General features: G+C 35.2%; 17 protein-coding genes. 5 read left to right on the top strand and 12 right to left on the bottom strand.

Translation table 11 applies throughout. The features are described 5' to 3' along the window. Nucleotides 1–30 precede the first annotated feature (30 nt). The 3 genes from FCN74_RS11090 to gyrB form a co-directional block, all read right to left on the bottom strand. Nucleotides 31–951, bottom strand: a complete 921-nt coding sequence (locus FCN74_RS11090) for a malate dehydrogenase (protein ID WP_138932675.1) — start codon at nt 949–951, stop codon at nt 31–33. Between the two features lie 18 nt (nt 952–969). Further along, on the bottom strand, nt 970–1992 hold the full coding sequence (locus FCN74_RS11085; protein WP_138932674.1) for a DUF6588 family protein: 1023 nt from the start codon (nt 1990–1992) through the stop codon (nt 970–972). Between the two features lie 93 nt (nt 1993–2085). Further along, nucleotides 2086–4026: a DNA topoisomerase (ATP-hydrolyzing) subunit B gene (gene gyrB, locus FCN74_RS11080; RefSeq protein ID WP_138932673.1), complete on the bottom strand. Its 1941-nt coding sequence runs from the start codon at nt 4024–4026 to the stop codon at nt 2086–2088. Between the two features lie 173 nt (nt 4027–4199). On the opposite strand from gyrB, the gene FCN74_RS11075 reads away from it, so the two are divergent. Beyond that, a complete protein-coding gene (locus FCN74_RS11075; RefSeq protein WP_138932672.1) occupies nt 4200–4727 on the top strand; it encodes a DUF2911 domain-containing protein in 528 nt (175 codons plus the stop codon). Between the two features lies 1 nt (nt 4728). Here the strand turns inward: FCN74_RS11075 and FCN74_RS11070 are convergent, their stop codons facing one another. From FCN74_RS11070 to rpmB, 8 genes are all read right to left on the bottom strand, one after another. Next, a complete protein-coding gene (locus FCN74_RS11070) occupies nt 4729–6096 on the bottom strand; it encodes a pyridoxal phosphate-dependent decarboxylase family protein (RefSeq protein ID WP_171047168.1) in 1368 nt (455 codons plus the stop codon). A gap of 73 nt (nt 6097–6169) precedes the next feature. Then, nucleotides 6170–7810 carry a bacillithiol biosynthesis cysteine-adding enzyme BshC gene (gene bshC, locus FCN74_RS11065; RefSeq protein ID WP_138932670.1) on the bottom strand — a complete coding sequence of 547 codons (1641 nt, stop codon included), beginning with the start codon at nt 7808–7810 and terminating at the stop codon, nt 6170–6172. A 69-nt stretch (nt 7811–7879) separates the two neighbouring features. Further along, entirely contained in the window at nt 7880–9181 is a 1302-nt protein-coding gene (gene rimO / locus FCN74_RS11060) for a 30S ribosomal protein S12 methylthiotransferase RimO (RefSeq protein ID WP_138932669.1), read from the bottom strand. Nucleotides 9182–9183: 2 nt separating this feature from the next. Next, nucleotides 9184–9483, bottom strand: coding sequence for a hypothetical protein (locus FCN74_RS11055; RefSeq protein WP_138932668.1), 300 nt, complete (start codon nt 9481–9483; stop codon nt 9184–9186). Nucleotide 9484: 1 nt separating this feature from the next. Continuing rightward, on the bottom strand, nt 9485–10429 hold the full coding sequence (ftsY, locus tag FCN74_RS11050; RefSeq protein ID WP_138932667.1) for a signal recognition particle-docking protein FtsY: 945 nt from the start codon (nt 10427–10429) through the stop codon (nt 9485–9487). A gap of 110 nt (nt 10430–10539) precedes the next feature. Then, nucleotides 10540–10692, bottom strand: coding sequence for a DUF4295 domain-containing protein (locus tag FCN74_RS11045; protein WP_138932666.1), 153 nt, complete (start codon nt 10690–10692; stop codon nt 10540–10542). Between the two features lie 6 nt (nt 10693–10698). Then, nucleotides 10699–10881: a 50S ribosomal protein L33 gene (gene rpmG / locus FCN74_RS11040; protein ID WP_138932665.1), complete on the bottom strand. Its 183-nt coding sequence runs from the start codon at nt 10879–10881 to the stop codon at nt 10699–10701. A 12-nt stretch (nt 10882–10893) separates the two neighbouring features. Continuing rightward, nucleotides 10894–11133 carry a 50S ribosomal protein L28 gene (gene rpmB, locus FCN74_RS11035; RefSeq protein WP_138932664.1) on the bottom strand — a complete coding sequence of 80 codons (240 nt, stop codon included), beginning with the start codon at nt 11131–11133 and terminating at the stop codon, nt 10894–10896. Nucleotides 11134–11309: 176 nt separating this feature from the next. Between rpmB and queA the strand changes: the two genes are divergently transcribed. The 4 genes from queA (at nt 11310) to typA (ending at nt 17090) form a co-directional block, all read left to right on the top strand. Next, nucleotides 11310–12359: a tRNA preQ1(34) S-adenosylmethionine ribosyltransferase-isomerase QueA gene (queA, locus tag FCN74_RS11030; RefSeq protein WP_138932663.1), complete on the top strand. Its 1050-nt coding sequence runs from the start codon at nt 11310–11312 to the stop codon at nt 12357–12359. Nucleotides 12360–12583: 224 nt separating this feature from the next. Next, nucleotides 12584–13756: a hypothetical protein gene (locus FCN74_RS11025; RefSeq protein ID WP_138932662.1), complete on the top strand. Its 1173-nt coding sequence runs from the start codon at nt 12584–12586 to the stop codon at nt 13754–13756. A gap of 15 nt (nt 13757–13771) precedes the next feature. Continuing rightward, nucleotides 13772–15205 carry an MltF family protein gene (locus FCN74_RS11020; RefSeq protein WP_138932661.1) on the top strand — a complete coding sequence of 478 codons (1434 nt, stop codon included), beginning with the start codon at nt 13772–13774 and terminating at the stop codon, nt 15203–15205. Between the two features lie 88 nt (nt 15206–15293). Then, nucleotides 15294–17090, top strand: coding sequence for a translational GTPase TypA (gene typA / locus FCN74_RS11015; RefSeq protein ID WP_138932660.1), 1797 nt, complete (start codon nt 15294–15296; stop codon nt 17088–17090). A 73-nt stretch (nt 17091–17163) separates the two neighbouring features. On the opposite strand, the gene FCN74_RS11010 is transcribed toward typA, so the two are convergent. After that, on the bottom strand, nt 17164–17387 hold a 224-nt coding region (locus FCN74_RS11010; RefSeq protein WP_138932659.1), incomplete at its 5' end, for a T9SS type B sorting domain-containing protein.

Below are 17387 nucleotides of genomic sequence, written 5' to 3'. Positions count from 1 at the left end.
GGATTTTATTATAAAGGGTTGATTTATTGCTTAAAGCAAACCATTAGTTTTTTTAACGCCTTCGGCACTTTCGTGAAGTTTTGCTTTTTCAGCATCATTTAAATCAATTTCAACAACTACTTCAATACCATTTTTACCAATAATCACTGGAACACCGATACAGAGATCTTTAAGTCCATACTCACCATCAAGTAAAGTGGAACATGGGAACATTTTTTTCTGGTCACAAGCAATAGCTTGGACAATAGATGACACAGCAGCACCTGGTGCGTACCAGGCACTTGTACCTAATAATTTTGTTAATGTAGCACCACCTACTTTGGTATCTTCTTTCACTTGTTCTAATCTATCTTCAGGTAAGAATTCAGTCACTCTTACACTATTACGGGTGGCTAAACGGGTTAATGGTAACATTCCGGTGTCACTATGGCCGCCAATTACCATTCCGTCAACGTCAGATGCTGGACATTCTAATGCTTCTGCTAATCGGTATTTAAATCTCGCAGAGTCTAAAGCACCTCCCATACCAATTATTTTATGTTTAGGCAAGCCTGAACTTTGATGAGCTAAATACGTCATCGTATCCATAGGATTACTGACCACAATTAAAGTCACATCCGGTGAATGTTTTACAAGGTTTGATGAAACCTCTTTGACAATCCCAGCATTAATACCGATTAATTCTTCTCGGGTCATACCTGGTTTACGGGGAACACCACTGGTAATGACTGCTACATCAGAATTTGCAGTTTTAGAATAGTCGTTTGTAGACCCTGTAATTTTAGTATCAAAACCATTAAGTGAAGCTGTTTGCATGAGGTCCATAGCTTTACCTTCTGCATAACCTTCCTTGATGTCTAACACAACAACTTCCGATGCAAAATTTTTAATCGCAATGTACTCAGCACAGCTTGCACCAACTGCTCCTGCACCTACAACTGTAATTTTCATAATTTCTATTTTTAAAATTTATATTCCTAAACTTATACCTACACATGCAGTATTAAATTCTTGAAACGAATAATCTGCATGTAGTCTAAAAAATGCTAATTTCAACTTAAAGCCTAAAGTTGCTCTTGCGCCACTGACATCAGAGGATACACTGAAAGGGTCTACCAATACTTCGTTATCTACCGAATTGATTCCAGTATCTAAATTGTACTGTCCAAGTAAACTCGTCTTAGCATCGCCTGTAATGTAGCCAACACTGCCATAAAAATTTATGACTGGTAGTTTGGTGGAAACTATAGCACCAAACAACCAGGATTCCGCTTCAGATTCGACGCGTCTATTTACACCTGACACAATACTTGAGTCTTCATTAAACTTATATTTTCCTTTATATTTAGTGTAACCTGCTAAAGCAGCGATTCTAATTGGTAAAACTTTATCAAAAGGAATTAACTCAGTTAACTCATTTTGCAATCCAAAACCGTAAAACTGAGATTCAACATCTCTATTATTGACCTCTGGGAGATATCTCGCTTTTAACTCAAACCCTTTAATCAATCCAATACTAGCTTGAATAAAGCCTGTAGGCACAAAATTTATTCCCTCAGAGCCTATACCTTGTGGTAAAGTTATTGGTATTTGTATTGATTGGTTTGAGTTTGGGTCTTGCACATTGACAATCATTTCAATATCTGGATTGTTTTCTCCTAATGCTGTGGCAACAGACTGAGAGTTTGGTCCGGTTGAAAAAGATAAATTATTATAATCAGCAGTATTGAGTTGGAAAGATTGACTATTACTATCTGTAAAAGATAGGTTTCCGATAGCAGAAATCTCAAATCGTAAAAACTTTTTACTCTTTGCAGTGTTAAACCAACCAGAACTCATGCCATACACAATGGCATCTGTAGCTGGAGAAAAATAGCTTTGGCTAAATTGTTGTCCATCTTCCACCCCAGCGACTAAAAGGTCTTCAATACTATTTTGCGCAGAACAGATTATAGTTGAAACCAAAAATAAAATTGTAGCTAATTGTTTCATCAATTTAAATTTAATTGTTTTAAAATATTTTATGATTAAGCCAGAGTTAATTTATCCTAAAAACAATTAATTTATATTTTTCCCTAATTAATATTAGACATCAATATTTGCATAAACCGCATTTTTTTCTATAAATTCTCTTCTTGGAGGGACTTCATCACCCATCAACATTGAGAATATTCGATCAGCTTCACTAGTGCTGTCAATGGTCACTTTTCTTAGAATTCTAAAGTCCGGGTTCATAGTCGTATCCCAAAGTTGGTTGGCGTTCATTTCACCAAGACCTTTATAACGCTGAACGCTTGCATTAGTTTTGTATTCGCTTAAAATTTCATCGCGTTCTTTTTCACTCCAAGCATAACGTTTTTTGTTGCCCTTTTTAATTAAATACAAAGGCGGTGTGGCAATGTAGACATGCCCAGCTTCTATTAACTCTTTCATATATCTAAAGAAAAAAGTCAGAATCAGTGTGGCAATATGGCTTCCATCAACATCAGCATCACACATAATGACAATTTTGTGATATCTGAGTTTTGAAATATTGAGCGCTTTAGAATCTTCTTCAGTTCCAATTGTAATTCCTAATGCGGTATAAATATTTCTAATTTCTTCGTTTTCAAAAACTTTGTGTTGCATGGCCTTTTCAACGTTGAGAATTTTACCTCTTAGGGGTAAAATGGCTTGAAATTTTCGATCGCGACCTTGTTTAGCTGTTCCACCCGCAGAATCACCCTCAACCAAAAACACTTCACAATCTTCCGGATTTTGTTCTGAACAATCTGAAAGTTTTCCAGGCAAACCCGCTCCACTCATCACAGTTTTGCGCTGTACCATTTCGCGGGCTTTCTTTGCAGCGTGTCTTGCTTGAGCGGCTAGAATAACTTTTTGAACGATAGTTTTTGCATCATTGGGGTTTTCTTCCAAATAAATCTCTAGCATTTCAGAAACCGATTGAGAAACGGCAGAAGTCACTTCGCGATTACCCAATTTAGTCTTGGTTTGCCCTTCAAATTGAGGATGTGCAACCTTTACTGAGACTATAGCTGTGAGCCCTTCTCTAAAATCGTCACCAGTAATCTCAAATTTAAGTTTGTCTAGCATACCTGAAGCATCAGCATATTTTTTTAAAGTATTGGTTAGGCCTCTTCTAAAACCAGACAAGTGTGTTCCACCTTCGTGCGTATTGATATTGTTGACATATGAATGAAGGTTCTCTGCGTATGAATTGTTGTAAATCATAGCGACCTCAACAGGAATATCATTTTTCTCACCTTCCATACTAATCACATCGGTAATTAAAGGTTCTCTTGTACCGTCTAAAAATCTAACAAATTCTTTTAAACCTTCTTCAGAATAATAAGATTCATTTAAGAATTCTCCATCTTCATTTTTTGAACGCTTATCAGTTATACTAATCTTGATCCCTTTATTGAGAAATGCTAATTCCCTTAAGCGTTTTGCTAAAGTTTCAAATTTGAATTCAACACTATCTTTAAAAATATCAGAATCAGGCATGAATGTCACTTTCGTTCCTTGCAGTTCTGTAGTCCCTACTTGTTTAACGGGATATAAAGACTTTCCTATTTCATATTCTTGCTCATATATTTTGCCATCTCTATAGACGGTCGCTTTTAATTGCTTAGACAATGCATTTACAACAGAAACACCGACACCGTGTAATCCGCCGGAAACTTTATAAGAATCTTTATCAAATTTACCACCGGCCCCTATCTTGGTCATGACCACTTCAAGTGCAGAAACGCCTTCTTTTTTATGAAGGTCAACAGGTATTCCTCGACCATTATCTTCAATACTTATCGAACCACCTTCTTCTATCACGACTGATATCTTATCACAATGACCAGCCATGGCCTCATCGATAGAGTTGTCAACAACTTCACTGACCAGATGGTGTAAACCTCTGGTGCCCACGTCACCAATATACATTGAAGGACGCATTCTTACGTGTTCAATCCCTTCTAAAGCTTGAATACTATCAGCCGAGTAATTGTTTTTTTTGATGTCTTCGCTCATAAAATTTTAATATTTGTTCATAACAGACAAATATAAGCAAACCCATTGTTTACAGGGAAAAATCAAGCCACTTTAAACAAGTATTTATCAACAAAAAAATGTTAAATATTCACAATTTAACATCTCCTAAACGCTGTGCGATTTTATTTTGAGTTATCATTGAAAAAAAACTTATGAAAATTAAATTTCTTTTATTATTTGTGGTTGCTTTTGGCTTTAATTCTTTGCAAGCCCAAGAATTCCCTAAAGTCGACGTTAGTCCTATGGATGCGGTAATCGTTAGAACTGACAACAATCAATCTTTCATGAGGGTAATTTATAGTAGACCTCAAAAAAAAGGTAGAAATATTTTTGGAGATTTGGTTCCATATGGTAAAGTATGGAGAACAGGAGCCAATGAGGCTACCGAAATTACATTTTACAAGGATGTAGAGTTTGGCGGCAAAACTTTAGAAGCTGGAACTTACTCTCTGTTTACTATCCCAAATAAAGATAAATGGACAGTCATCATCAATGAAGATGTCAATTTATGGGGAGCATATCAATATGATAGCTCCAAGGATGTTGTGCGCGTAGAAGTTAACCCCAAAACTACAGCAGCGACTGTAGAAACCTTTTCGATTACAAGCAAAAAAGCAGACAAAGGATATCATCTATTATTAGGTTGGGACGACACTTATGTTGAAGTTCCTGTCTACTAATTTATTTCATACTTTCTAATATTTTGAGGATATCTTCTTCTGTAGTGTCTGGATTGATAAAACAAAATCTGGATATGGTTTGGCCTTTCCATTTGGTAGGTGTAACCAAAGCAAAGCCTTTTTTGTGGTTATCGTAAGTCCAGTTTTTATAATCATCTGCAGACCAATTGTTTCTTTCAAATAACACACAAGACAATCCGAGTGGTCTAATCATGCTGACATGCGACATAGAATCGATGGTTTTTGCAGCATACTGTGCTAGTTCTAATCCTCTTTCAATAGCATCTTGATAGCGTTTTGTGCCGTGTGTAGCCAATGAAAACCAAAGAGGAAGACCGCGAAGTCTTCGGGTTAATTGAATTTGATAATCTGCGGGATTAAAGCCTTGAGCACCTTCATCTTTAAAAATATCGAGATAAGCCCCTTTTTGAGAATGGGCTTTTTTAGCAAGATTCAAGTTTTTATAAATTACTGCACCACAATCGTAAGGGGAAAACAACCATTTATGTGGATCAATAGTAATACTATCGGCTTTTTCGATACCATTAAACAAGTGGCGAACTGAGGGTGCTGCTAGAGCTCCACCACCATATGCCGCGTCAACGTGAAACCAAAGATGCTCTTTTTCGCAAACTTCAGCTATAGTGTCAAGCTCGTCTATAATTCCAGCATTGGTCGTCCCGCCTGTAGCGATTACAGCAAAAAGGCGTTTACGGTCAACTTTACTTAAACTTTTTATTTTATTGTGTAATAAGTCGCCAGTCAGTCTACCATCTTCTCCATCATCTACTAAAATAATGTCAGCATCTATCACTTGAGCCATTGATTTAATAGAAGAATGAGCACCAGCTGAGGTGATCAATAAAGCTTTGTAAGCTTTATTTTCTTCATTTAAACTGCGCCAATATTCTCTCCCGGCAATCATTGCTGATAAGTTTGCAGCGGTGCCACCACTTGTAAAAACACCAAAAGAGGTCCTTGGTAAACCTGTAAGGGAAACTAACCATTTCATAGCTTGGTTTTCGCAATAAATACCACCTGCTCCGGTCATCCAATAAGCGCCGTGAATACTTGAAGCTGAAGTTACCAAATCAAATAAGGTTGCTGCCCGTGTTGGTGCTGCTGGCACAAAAGCCAAATGTCTAGGGTGATCTACTGGTACAGCTGCTTTTACCAAAATATCTTTAAACAAATGAAAGGCTTTTTCGCCACCAATTCCATCTTCGGTTATGGTCGTACCAACAAGTTTATCGAGCAGCTCTTCTTTTTTTGGAGATCCTAATTCAGGATTGGTATTTGATATGCGATTGACAGCATATTTCATGATATCAAGCGTCATTTCGACCAGCTCAATATCCAGCGCGTGCATGCTTTTCATTATAAAATTATTTAGATTACAAATTTAGAGATAGAAAGTGAGAAGAACCTGCTTAAATCTAATTTTAAATACAATTTGAAACAAACTTATGATTAATTGAACTTAGTTTGGTCTCAAGTTTTATAATAGAAAACTTAAACTCTAAAGGTTCAAATTCTGTGTATAATAGCGATATAAATTGTTTTCCATAAGTCAGGTACAATTCAGAGAAATTAATAATTCTTTCTTGAAGTTGACCTTTTGGAAATAATTTGTCTTGTAATCGAACAGAACGATCAATTCCATCGGCTAGCTTTCGTCGTTGGGCTTTGAGCAGTCGTTTTTCAAGTTTATCTAAACCGTTGTGTTGCTTTTGCTCCTGTGCTGCAACGGCATTTAAAAAACTTTTATCTGTTTGTTCTGCTATTTTGTAAAGTGCTTCAAACTGTTTTGAAAGATGAGTTTTTTGTGATGAAAAATCGATATCAATTTCAGATATCTTTCTAGTCTGTTGATTTTTTAATTCTATTTTAGATTGAAATAAATCGTTGATATCTAAATTGAGCCTTTCGAGCTTTCCTTTAGTTTTTCCTGATAAAAGCAAGGCTGAATTGCGCATTTGAAGCATAGGAAAAGGGACATCAAACGAGTTAAATGTAGACTTTAGTTGCAACCAGTAAGCTAGCTCACCAGCACCGCCAACATAAGACAGGTTTGGCAACAAAACTTCTTGATACAAGGGTCGCATCAAGGCGTTAGGCGAAAATTTTTCTGGATTGTTTTTGACTTCTTTTAAGATTTGTTCTTTTGAAAATGCTAATTGAGTTGAATTTACAAAGTACGTCCCATTTTTTAATATAAGTCGCTCTCTTAAATTTTTATCTTTATAAAATAAATTGACTTCTCTAGGCGTAACTTGCTCGTGATAATTTTGTGCTTTTAGAGCTTTAGATGTCGAATTGACTTTTTTAAAAGTTATCTGCTGTAACAACTCAGCTTTAATTTGATGTTTAAAGCAAGATTTTAATGGCTTTTGGTTCGGCTCTAAAACTACTAAACCTTTTGAACCAAAGAGATTGTTGTATAAATAAATACTCGCTTGAGATAAGCTTTTGTGGTTTAAGTAAGCCTCTCTAAACAAGCCTTTGAGTTGATTTGCTAACTCAGTTTGAGGTAAGGCTTTGTCAAAAATTTCTAAGACAGATTTTAAGCCATCGGTTTCTAATTCTCCGACAGCGCCAGAAGCTTTTTTAGACCAATTAATTTTTTGGTTTTCAAAATAAAAATGATTGATTTCTTCAAAATCATGATCTTCAGAGGCTAACCAAAATATAGGTACAAAATTATATTGAGGATAACGGCTTTTCATTTGCTCACAAGTTTTCAGCACAGTGATTATCTTGTAAAATGTATATAAAGGCCCGGTGAACAAATTCAATTGATGACCAGTTGTGATTGTAAATGTATTCTCTTGATGAAGGGTATCTATATGATTTTGGGTAGAATCAGATACTTTAAATCCTTGGTATTGTCGGTTTAAAACATCGACTAAAACAGCTCTGTGTTCATTATTATATTGAGCTTGTTTTTCTAAGATTTGAGATTTAAAATTCTGGGTATCCGGAAATCGATGATAAAAGGAAGAAAGGGATGACTTTTGATTGATGTAATCTAAAATTAAATTTGAAAACCTTTGGGTTTGCTCATAATTTAAACAGTCATCCATTTCAATTTTTTAAACAAATATAGGCTTATAGGTAATATTGAAAACACTTGTTAAGGATTTTGTAACATCTCAAACAGGGTGTCCATATAAGTCAAAATCATGAGCCTCTTCAATTTTGATTTGACAAAAGTCTCCTATTTTTACATAGTGTTTTTCGGCATCAATTAAAACTTCATTGTCTACATCGGGTGAGTCAAATTCTGTTCGACCTACAAAGTAATTCCCTTCTTTTCTATCAATCACACATTTGAAGGTTTTGCCAATTTTATCTTGATTTTGTTCCCAGGAAATTTGAGATTGGATTTCCATGATTTCATTAGCGCGTTTCATTTTTACATCTTCAGGCACATCGTCCTCAAGATTGTAGGCATGTGTATCTTCTTCGTGCGAATAAGTAAATACGCCAAGGCGCTCAAATCGCATGGCTTTTACCCAGGTTTTAAGTTCTTCAAACTGCGCTTCAGTTTCACCGGGATAGCCTACAATAAGCGTCGTTCTTATACAAATACCGGGGACTTTTTCTCTAAATAAATTTAACAGCTTAGTGGTTTTTTTATGTGTTGTTCCACGACGCATTGATTTTAAAATATCATCAGAAATATGCTGAAGTGGAATATCAATATAATTGCATACTTTAGGTTCTTCACGGATTACGTCCAAAACATCTTTCGGAAAACCTGTCGGGAATGCGTAATGCAGCCTGATCCACTCTATGCCTTCAATTTTGGTTAGGGCAGTGAGTAATTCAGCCAAGTTGCGTTTTTTATAAAGATCTAGTCCATAATAGGTTAAATCTTGAGCAATCAATATCAGTTCTTTTACACCATTGGCCGCCAACTTTGTTGCCTCCTGGACTAACTGCTCGATCGGTTTAGACTTATGCTTGCCTCGCATTAAAGGTATAGCACAAAAAGAACAAGGCCTGTCACAGCCTTCTGCTATTTTTAAGTAAGCAAAATTTTTGGGTGTAGTCGTTAAGCGTTCTCCAACTAGTTCATGCTTATAATCTGCGCCTAAAGCTTTTAGTAGTAATGGCAAATCGGTCGTACCAAAATAATCATCAACGTCTGGGATTTCTTTTTGTAAATCTGGCTTGTAACGTTCAGATAAGCAGCCTGTGACAAAAACTTTATCGATTTTTCCTTCTTGCTTAAGATCGACGTAATTTAAAATTGTATTGACAGATTGCTCTTTAGCATTATTTATAAAGCCACAAGTATTGATTACCACAATATTGCCTTCCTGCTCGTGAGCAACATCTTTCCCGTTGGCTTTAAGTTGCCCCATAATCACTTCAGAATCGTAGATGTTTTTACTACAACCTAAAGTCACTAAATTGATTTTATTTTTTTTAAGCGATTTTGTTCGCATACTTATAAATTTTGATTTAACCACACTACCCAATCCGCTTCAAAATATCGAACTGCGCTCACGACAATTATGGATATTATAATAAACCACCAAAACGTCTTGTTTTTCTTCAAATGCCACCAAGCTACAATTCCTACAATGACTACCGGTAAGCTTATAATGAGATTAGGTAAAACCCAAAGACTTTCGACTACAATAGAATATACTTTCATTAATACATAAAACGCGGCGTAAATCACAGTAATTTTATAAATGGTAAGTTTATTTCTTGAATCTGTAAATGGTGCTGGTTTATCTGACATATTATTGACTAAAAAATGAGTCTACAAAAACTTGTTTATCAAACAATTGAAGGTCGGTCGCTTTTTCCCCTATCCCAATATATTTAACTGGGACTTTAAATTGATCGCTTATACCAATAACCACACCGCCTTTTGCAGTACCATCTAACTTGGTCACCGCTAGCGAAGTCACTTCTGTAGCTGCAGTAAACTGTTTGGCTTGCTCAAAGGCATTTTGCCCGGTGGAACCATCTAAAACTAGTAAAACTTCATTGGGTGCATGCTTGACGACTTTCTGCATGACGCGCTTAATTTTTGTCAATTCATTCATCAAATTGACTTTGTTGTGTAAACGCCCTGCTGTATCTATTAAAACAACATCAACATTTTTCTTAACCGCACTTTGTACAGTATCATAAGCTACTGATGCGGGATCACTACCCATTTTTTGTTTTACTATTGGAACTTCTACACGTTTTGACCAAATATCTAATTGTTCCACAGCAGCTGCTCTAAACGTATCTGCAGCGCCTAATACTACAGAAAGTCCTTGATTTTTAAATAAAGTAGCGAGTTTACCAATGGTTGTAGTTTTACCGACACCATTGACCCCGACAACCATAATGACATAGGGTTTTTTTTCATCATCATCATCTAGTTTATGTTCATTTTCTGCTAACAGGCTGGCAATTTCTTCTCTTAGTATTTTATTGAGTTCTTCCGTGCCGAGGTATTTATCTTTGGCAACTCTGTCTTCTATTCTGTCAATAATTTTTATAGTGGTAGCAACACCGACATCGCTGGATATCAATACTTCTTCTAAATCGTCTAAGACAGCTGCATCTACTTTAGATTTACCGGCAACAGCTTTAGACAATTTGTTTAAAAAACTAGATTTTGTTTTTTCAAGACCTTCATCTAAGTCTTCTTTTTTATCCTTGTTGAATATTTTTTTAAAAATTCCCATGTGTATTTATATTAAAGCAACAGGTAAAGATAATTATTTAGTTCTTACCATGACTTGAAACAAAAAAAGCCGTTATGATGATAACGGCTTGTTGTGGTATGTTTTACAAATTATTTTTTATTTAAAAAATTATTAACATCTTCAGGTGTCATAATTTGTTCAACAAAAGTATAAGCTCCTGTTTTTTCGGACTTGACCATTTTAACTGCTTTAGTGAGCCTTTTGCTTCCAGTTTGTATACTTGCTACTGATTTCTTAGCCATAACTTTTTATTTAATTTCTTTATGAACTGTCATTTTTCTCAAGATAGGATTGTACTTTTTGAGCTCAATTCTATCTGGTGTATTACGCTTATTCTTAGTTGTGATATATCGTGAAGTTCCTGGTTTACCAGAATTTTTATGTTCGGTACATTCTAAAATTACCTGAACTCTGTTCCCTCTTTTTGCCATGATTATTAATTTTTACTTCTTTAAAAATCCTTTTTGTCTTGCCTCTTTTAAAACAGCAGAAATTCCCTTTTTGTTAATATTTTTAAGCGCCGACGTAGATACTTTTAAAGTGATCCATTTGTCTTCTTCCGGAATGTAAAAACGCTTTTTAATGAGATTGACGTTAAATTTACGTTTTCTCCTGTTCATAGCATGAGAAACATTATTTCCTGTCATTGCTCTTTTACCGGTAAGTTCACAAACTCTAGACATGATTTTATTATTTTAAAACGGAGTGCAAAATTAAGACCTTTTAAAACAAATTACAAACGTTTCGAAATATATTTTATACTTATTTATGCAATTTATAAAATTAAACGCTAAAACACTTGACAACGGTATAGTGATAAGATTATATTTGCAACTTTTAAAATCACTTCACTATGGGCATGAAATTATCTCAATTTGACTTTGAACTTCCTAAAGAACTTTTAGCAGAACATCCGGCAGATCACAGAGATGAGTCTCGACTGATGGTTGTACATCGCGATACAGGAAAAATAGAACATAAAATTTTTAAAGACCTTATCAACTATTTTGATGATGATGATGTCCTTATTTTCAACAACACCAAAGTATTTCCAGCGAGACTTTACGGAAACAAGGAAAAAACAGGTGCTAGAATTGAAGTGTTTTTACTCAGAGAGCTTAATCCAGATACCAGGCTTTGGGATGTCCTGGTTGATCCGGCGAGAAAAATCAGAATAGGTAATAAACTTTACTTTGGAGATGATGACGATCTTGTTGCGGAAGTTATTGACAATACAACCTCTAGAGGAAGAACTTTGCGTTTTCTCTTTGATGGTTCCTATGAAGAATTCAGAAAAAAATTATTCGAACTCGGCGAAACCCCAATACCGAAATATATCAGCAGACCGGTTGAACCAGAAGACGAAGAGCGGTATCAAACCATTTATGCCAAAGAAGAAGGCGCTGTTGCAGCACCTACAGCGGGGTTGCACTTTTCTAAACATCTAATGAAGCGTTTAGAAATTAAAGGTATAAATTTTGCCGAAGTGACGCTTCATATTGGTTTAGGCACATTTAACCCTGTTGAAGTTGAAGATTTATCCAAGCACAAAATGGATAGCGAAAAAGTAAAGATAGAACTTGAAGCTACAAAGATTGTTAACAAAGCTAAAAAGGAAAGAAAAAAAGTATGTGCAGTAGGCACAACAGTGATGAGAACTATAGAAAGCGCTGTAAATTCAGATAATACTTTAAACGATTTTGAAGGTTGGACAAACAAATATATCTTCCCACCTTACGATTTTAGAATTGCCAATTGTATGGTCACTAATTTTCACATGCCAAAATCAACACTATTAATGATGGTATCTGCATTTATGGGGCATGAACTTATGGAAAAAGCTTATAAAGAAGCTGTAAAAGAAAAATACAGGTTTTATTCTTACGGTGATGCGATGTTAATTTTATAAAACCATCTCCTATCCAAAAATTCTATAGGCCAGCTTAATGCTGGCCTTTTTTTATTCCTTATAATAGAGCGTAAGAATTTACAATATGTAAAACCATCAGTTAAGCCAAAATTATGTCTTATTATAAACACATATCATTTGTAAATGTAAATTCAGAATAGGTGATAACGCTTTTAGTTTTTTTATGTTCAATTAAAATATGTATGTTTGAATAAAACCAAATAATGAAAAAACTTTTCTTGCTCATTCTACTTACAATAATGGTAAGTTGTAACTCTACCAAGAGAGTTAAAAAAGCCATGCTTTCCGGAGAATATGATAAGGCTATAAATCTAGCTATCAAACAGATACAAAAAGGAAAAGACAATAAAAAAACAGCAGAGCAAATCGTAATTTTAGAACAAGCCTTCAAAAAATACCAAGACGATAAACTCAAAAACATCAAACTCTTACAGAAAGACCCAACCGCTCAAGTTGAAAAAAAAGTATATGAGAATTATTTAGATCTTTACAGGACACAAAGGTCTATAAAGCCTTTTTTACCACTTTATAAGAATGACAAAAAAGTAAAGTTTAAATTTAAAGATATCTCCTCTGAATTAATCTTAGCCAAAAAAAAGTATGCTGAGTATTTATATAAACAGGGGCAATCCTACATGCAAAAAGGAGAAAAACAATCTTACAGAACAGCTTTTGATATCCTTAATCAACTCAATCAAATAGCACCTGATTACAAAAACACAAATCAATTATTGGATGAAGCCAGTTTTTTAGGAAAAAACTTTGTTTTTGTTAAAGCCTACAACGACACAGATGTGAGTATTCCTGAAAGTTTAGAGTCTGATATTTTAGACTTTAACACCTATGGACTGGATGACCAGTGGACAGTATACCATGCCAACAAAAAAGATGGTAATCCGTACCAGTTTCAAATTAATTTAATTTTTGAAAACATTTTATTTTCTCCAGAACGTATCATAGAAAGAGAAAAAAGTATAGAAAAGACAGTTAAAATCACAGAAATTCAAACCAACAGAAATGGTGAAATAAAAACAGATAGCCTTGGCAATGAACTAACAATAGAGAAAAACATAAAAGCTAGTGGTCTTTTAACGACAGTTTCTCAAAACAAAACTGTTTCTATAGCTGCACAAGTCGATTACATCAATATGAATACGGGGCAAAAAATAAATGATTTTAAGCTCGATAGCCAGTTTGTGTTTGAGAATACTTTTGCTAGTTTTAATGGAGACGAAAGAGCTTTAAGCGAGGAACAAAAATTATTACTAAACAATAAAGCTGTTCCATTTCCAAGTCATGAGCAGATGCTTTTTGATGCCTCAGAGGATGTCAAAATAAAACTAAAGTCTATATTAAAAAGACATCCTATAAGATAAATCAATGACAGCAATATGAGACTTAAGATTTTTTTTAGCCTTATACTTTTAATCTTGTTATCCTGCAACGATGATAATACTTTCAATGGAACTGAACTCAGTAAGAATCGAAAGTTTAAAGATATTGTTGAAAGTGGAAGAATAAGGGCTATTACCACATATAGTGGTACTACCTATTTCTTATACAGAGGAAGACCAATGGGATTTGAGTATGAAATCCTTAAAAAATTTGCCGAAGATTTAAACCTTGAGCTCGAAATAGTAATTGCAAAAGATGAAAACGACCTCATTAAAATGCTCAATAAAAATGAAGGCGATATTATTGCTTATGGTTATACTATAACAGAAGAACGACAAAAGAAAATTGACTTTAGTATCCCTTTGTACCTATCCCATCAAGTGCTCATTCAAAAAAAACCAGAAAACTGGAGAAGAATGAAGCTACACAACATAAAAGAGCAACTCATCACAAATCCAGTAGAATTAATAGGAGATACTGTCTCAGTAAAACGAAACTCATCATATGCGCAGAGATTACTTAACTTATCAGAAGAAATAGGTGGGAAAATTTACATAGACACTATTCCGGGTCAAATGACTACAGACGAAATTTTTAAAAATGTAGCAGAAGGCAAAATAAAATACAGTATCGTCGATCAAAATGTCGCTTCTATATACGCTTCAGACTACCCAATTTTAGATATTTCAACCAAAATGAGCTTCTCCCAAAGAATAGCTTGGGGGCTTAGAAAAAATTCTGAGCAACTAAAAGACACCTTGAACCATTGGCTAAAAAGAGCCAAAAAAACAGTCGATTACCATGTCATCTACAATAAATATTTTAAAAATAGAAGGTCATTTAGAAAACGGGTAAAAAGTGAGTTTTATAGTTTAAACGAACAAAAAATAAGTCCTTACGATGATCTAATACAAAAATATGCAACTGAAATTGGTTGGGATTGGCGGCTTATTGCCTCAATCGTTTATCAAGAATCACAGTTTAGGCCTTCAAACAAGTCTTGGGCCGGTGCTTCAGGTCTGATGCAAATTATGCCTAAAACTGCTGAAGAACTCAAAATAACAAATCCAACCGACCCTGAACAAAGTCTCCGAGGTGGAACACGTTATTTATCTCAAATGTGGCAAGCCCATGAAACCATTCCAGATTCTATACAGCGCATAAAATTTACGCTCGCCTCTTATAATGCTGGTCTTTATCATATTAAAGATGCACAACGTTTAGCTGCTCACTTAGATTTAGACCCCTTAAAATGGGATAAAAATGCAGAAGACGCCCTTCTTAAACTCAACAAGCCAGAATATTACAAAAAGGATTTTATAAAATATGGATATGTCAGAGCAAAAGAGCCCTACAAATATGTGAAAGAGATTTTTAAGCGGTACGAACAATATAAGACTTTCATCGATAAAACACCTCCTGGTAAATAAGCATTAGCTTAGTATTAATTATATAAATTGCAAAAAGGTTTCTATTCAGATTTAATGAAGTACATTTGCAACTTTTTAAAACTGAGTTATGAACTTAAGAAACATTGCTATTATTGCTCACGTCGACCACGGTAAAACTACACTTGTTGACAAAATTATGCATCATTGTAAACTCTTTAGAGATAACCAAGATACAGGTGAGCTTATTTTAGACAGTAATGATCAAGAACGGGAACGCGGCATTACTATCATTTCCAAAAATGTGTCTGTAATGTATAAAGACACCAAAATTAATATTATAGACACTCCTGGTCACGCCGATTTTGGTGGAGAAGTAGAACGAGTACTTAATATGGCAGATGGTGTTTTGCTACTTGTAGATGCCTTCGAAGGCCCTATGCCACAAACGCGTTTTGTATTACAAAAAGCCATCGATTTAGGTTTGAAACCCTGTGTGGTGATCAATAAAGTGGATAAACCCAACTGTACCCCTGAAGAGGTTCATGAGAAGGTTTTTGACCTGATGTTTGAGCTTGGCGCTGAAGAGTGGCAACTCGATTTTCCCACTGTGTACGGTTCGGCACTCAACAACTGGATGAGTGAAGACCCTGAAGTAAAAACCGATTCTATAGAACCATTATTAGATATGGTTGTCGAGCATATTGAACCGCCTAGAGTCAAAGAGGGCAACCTTCAAATGCTGATTACATCTTTAGATTTTTCATCTTATACAGGTAGAATCGCTATTGGTAGACTACAACGCGGACAACTCAAAACTGGAATGCCTGTTGTTTTAGTCAAAAGAGACGATTCTATTCAAAAAACTAAGATTAAAGAACTTTATGTCTTTGAAGGTCTAGGAAAACGAAAAGTTGATGAAGTACAAGCTGGAGATATATGTGCCATAGTCGGTTTAGAAAATTTTGAAATTGGAGACACCATTGCAGATGTTGAAAACCCTGAAGCTTTATCAAAAATTAAAATCGATGAGCCGACCATGAGTATGTTGTTCACGATTAATGATTCACCTTTTTTTGGAAAAGATGGTAAGTTTGTAACCTCTAGACACATCAAAGAACGCCTGATTAAAGAACTTGAGAAAAACCTAGCTTTACGAGTTGAAGAAACCGATAATGCTGATAAGTTTATTGTATATGGACGTGGCGTGATGCATTTATCCGTTCTCATAGAAACCATGCGTAGAGAAGGCTATGAGCTTCAAATTGGTCAACCTCAAGTCATTATCAAAACAATCGACGGAGAACCCTGTGAACCAATTGAAGAATTAACCATCGACCTACCGGAGCATCTTTCAGGTAAAGCTGTTGAGATGGTCACCCAAAGAAAAGGTGAAATGTTAAGCATGGTCACCAAAGGGGAACGTATGGTCATTGAATTTATGATACCATCTCGAGGTATCATTGGTTTAAGAAATCAACTGCTTACAGCAACAGCCGGAGAGGCTATCATGGCCCATCGCTTTAAAGAATTTCAACCACTTAAAGGAGATATCCCTCAACGACTGAATGGCTCTTTAATTTCTATGGAGAAAGGTAAAGCTATTCCTTATTCTATCGATAAACTTCAGGACAGAGGTAAGTTTTTTGTCGATCCCGGAGAAGATATTTATGAAGGACAGGTCATTGGTGAAAATTCTAGACAAGATGACTTAACCGTCAATGTGACCAAAACTAAAAAGTTGTCTAACGTGCGTTCTTCCGGTGCTGATGATAAGGCTAAAATAGTACCCGCTAAAAAATTCTCTTTAGAAGAAGCTTTGGAATATATTCAAAAAGACGAATATGTAGAAGTCACGCCCAATCATTTAAGATTGAGAAAAATCTATCTCAAAGAAACCGAAAGAAAACGAAATAAAATCGTCTAATGTCAATTATGACTCAAACAAAAAACCAGCTTAAAGAAGCTGGTTTTTTTATGGGTTTATGTTTTTATGTGTTCTACCGTTTCAACGTAAAATGTGATTTAAAAGTACTTGGATTCCCGGTTGTGGGTTCTATAAACTCCACCCTAAACCAGTAATCCTGTGATGGCATGTTACTCCCGTTAAAGGTACCGTCCCAACCTTCGCCTGTCGGACTGAGTTGTTTCAGTAATTTACCATAACGGTCAAAGATATAAATTTTTGCGTTAGGTTGATTGGATAATCCCGTGATATTCCAAG

Source organism: Mesohalobacter halotolerans (assembly GCF_006120725.1).
GTDB lineage: Bacteria > Bacteroidota > Bacteroidia > Flavobacteriales > Flavobacteriaceae > Psychroflexus > Psychroflexus halotolerans.
Note: the sequence above shows the minus strand (reverse complement) of the source record. Positions and strands in the feature narration are given on the sequence as shown.

Excerpts from the sequence above, each read along its gene's own strand:
- typA (WP_138932660.1), top strand. The coding sequence starts at position 15,294 with ATGAACTTAAGAAACATTGCTATTATTGCTCACGTCGACCACGGTAAA.
- gyrB (WP_138932673.1), bottom strand. The coding sequence starts at position 4,026 with ATGAGCGAAGACATCAAAAAAAACAATTACTCGGCTGATAGTATTCAA.
- FCN74_RS11020 (WP_138932661.1), top strand. The coding sequence starts at position 13,772 with ATGAGACTTAAGATTTTTTTTAGCCTTATACTTTTAATCTTGTTATCC.
- rimO (WP_138932669.1), bottom strand. The coding sequence starts at position 9,181 with ATGCGAACAAAATCGCTTAAAAAAAATAAAATCAATTTAGTGACTTTA.
- FCN74_RS11070 (WP_171047168.1), bottom strand. The coding sequence starts at position 6,096 with ATGCACGCGCTGGATATTGAGCTGGTCGAAATGACGCTTGATATCATG.
- rpmG (WP_138932665.1), bottom strand. The coding sequence starts at position 10,881 with ATGGCAAAAAGAGGGAACAGAGTTCAGGTAATTTTAGAATGTACCGAA.
- queA (WP_138932663.1), top strand. The coding sequence starts at position 11,310 with ATGAAATTATCTCAATTTGACTTTGAACTTCCTAAAGAACTTTTAGCA.
- FCN74_RS11075 (WP_138932672.1), top strand. The coding sequence starts at position 4,200 with ATGAAAATTAAATTTCTTTTATTATTTGTGGTTGCTTTTGGCTTTAAT.
- FCN74_RS11025 (WP_138932662.1), top strand. The coding sequence starts at position 12,584 with ATGAAAAAACTTTTCTTGCTCATTCTACTTACAATAATGGTAAGTTGT.
- bshC (WP_138932670.1), bottom strand. The coding sequence starts at position 7,810 with ATGGATGACTGTTTAAATTATGAGCAAACCCAAAGGTTTTCAAATTTA.
- FCN74_RS11085 (WP_138932674.1), bottom strand. The coding sequence starts at position 1,992 with ATGAAACAATTAGCTACAATTTTATTTTTGGTTTCAACTATAATCTGT.
- FCN74_RS11045 (WP_138932666.1), bottom strand. The coding sequence starts at position 10,692 with ATGGCTAAGAAATCAGTAGCAAGTATACAAACTGGAAGCAAAAGGCTC.
- ftsY (WP_138932667.1), bottom strand. The coding sequence starts at position 10,429 with ATGGGAATTTTTAAAAAAATATTCAACAAGGATAAAAAAGAAGACTTA.
- rpmB (WP_138932664.1), bottom strand. The coding sequence starts at position 11,133 with ATGTCTAGAGTTTGTGAACTTACCGGTAAAAGAGCAATGACAGGAAAT.
- FCN74_RS11055 (WP_138932668.1), bottom strand. The coding sequence starts at position 9,483 with ATGTCAGATAAACCAGCACCATTTACAGATTCAAGAAATAAACTTACC.
- FCN74_RS11090 (WP_138932675.1), bottom strand. The coding sequence starts at position 951 with ATGAAAATTACAGTTGTAGGTGCAGGAGCAGTTGGTGCAAGCTGTGCT.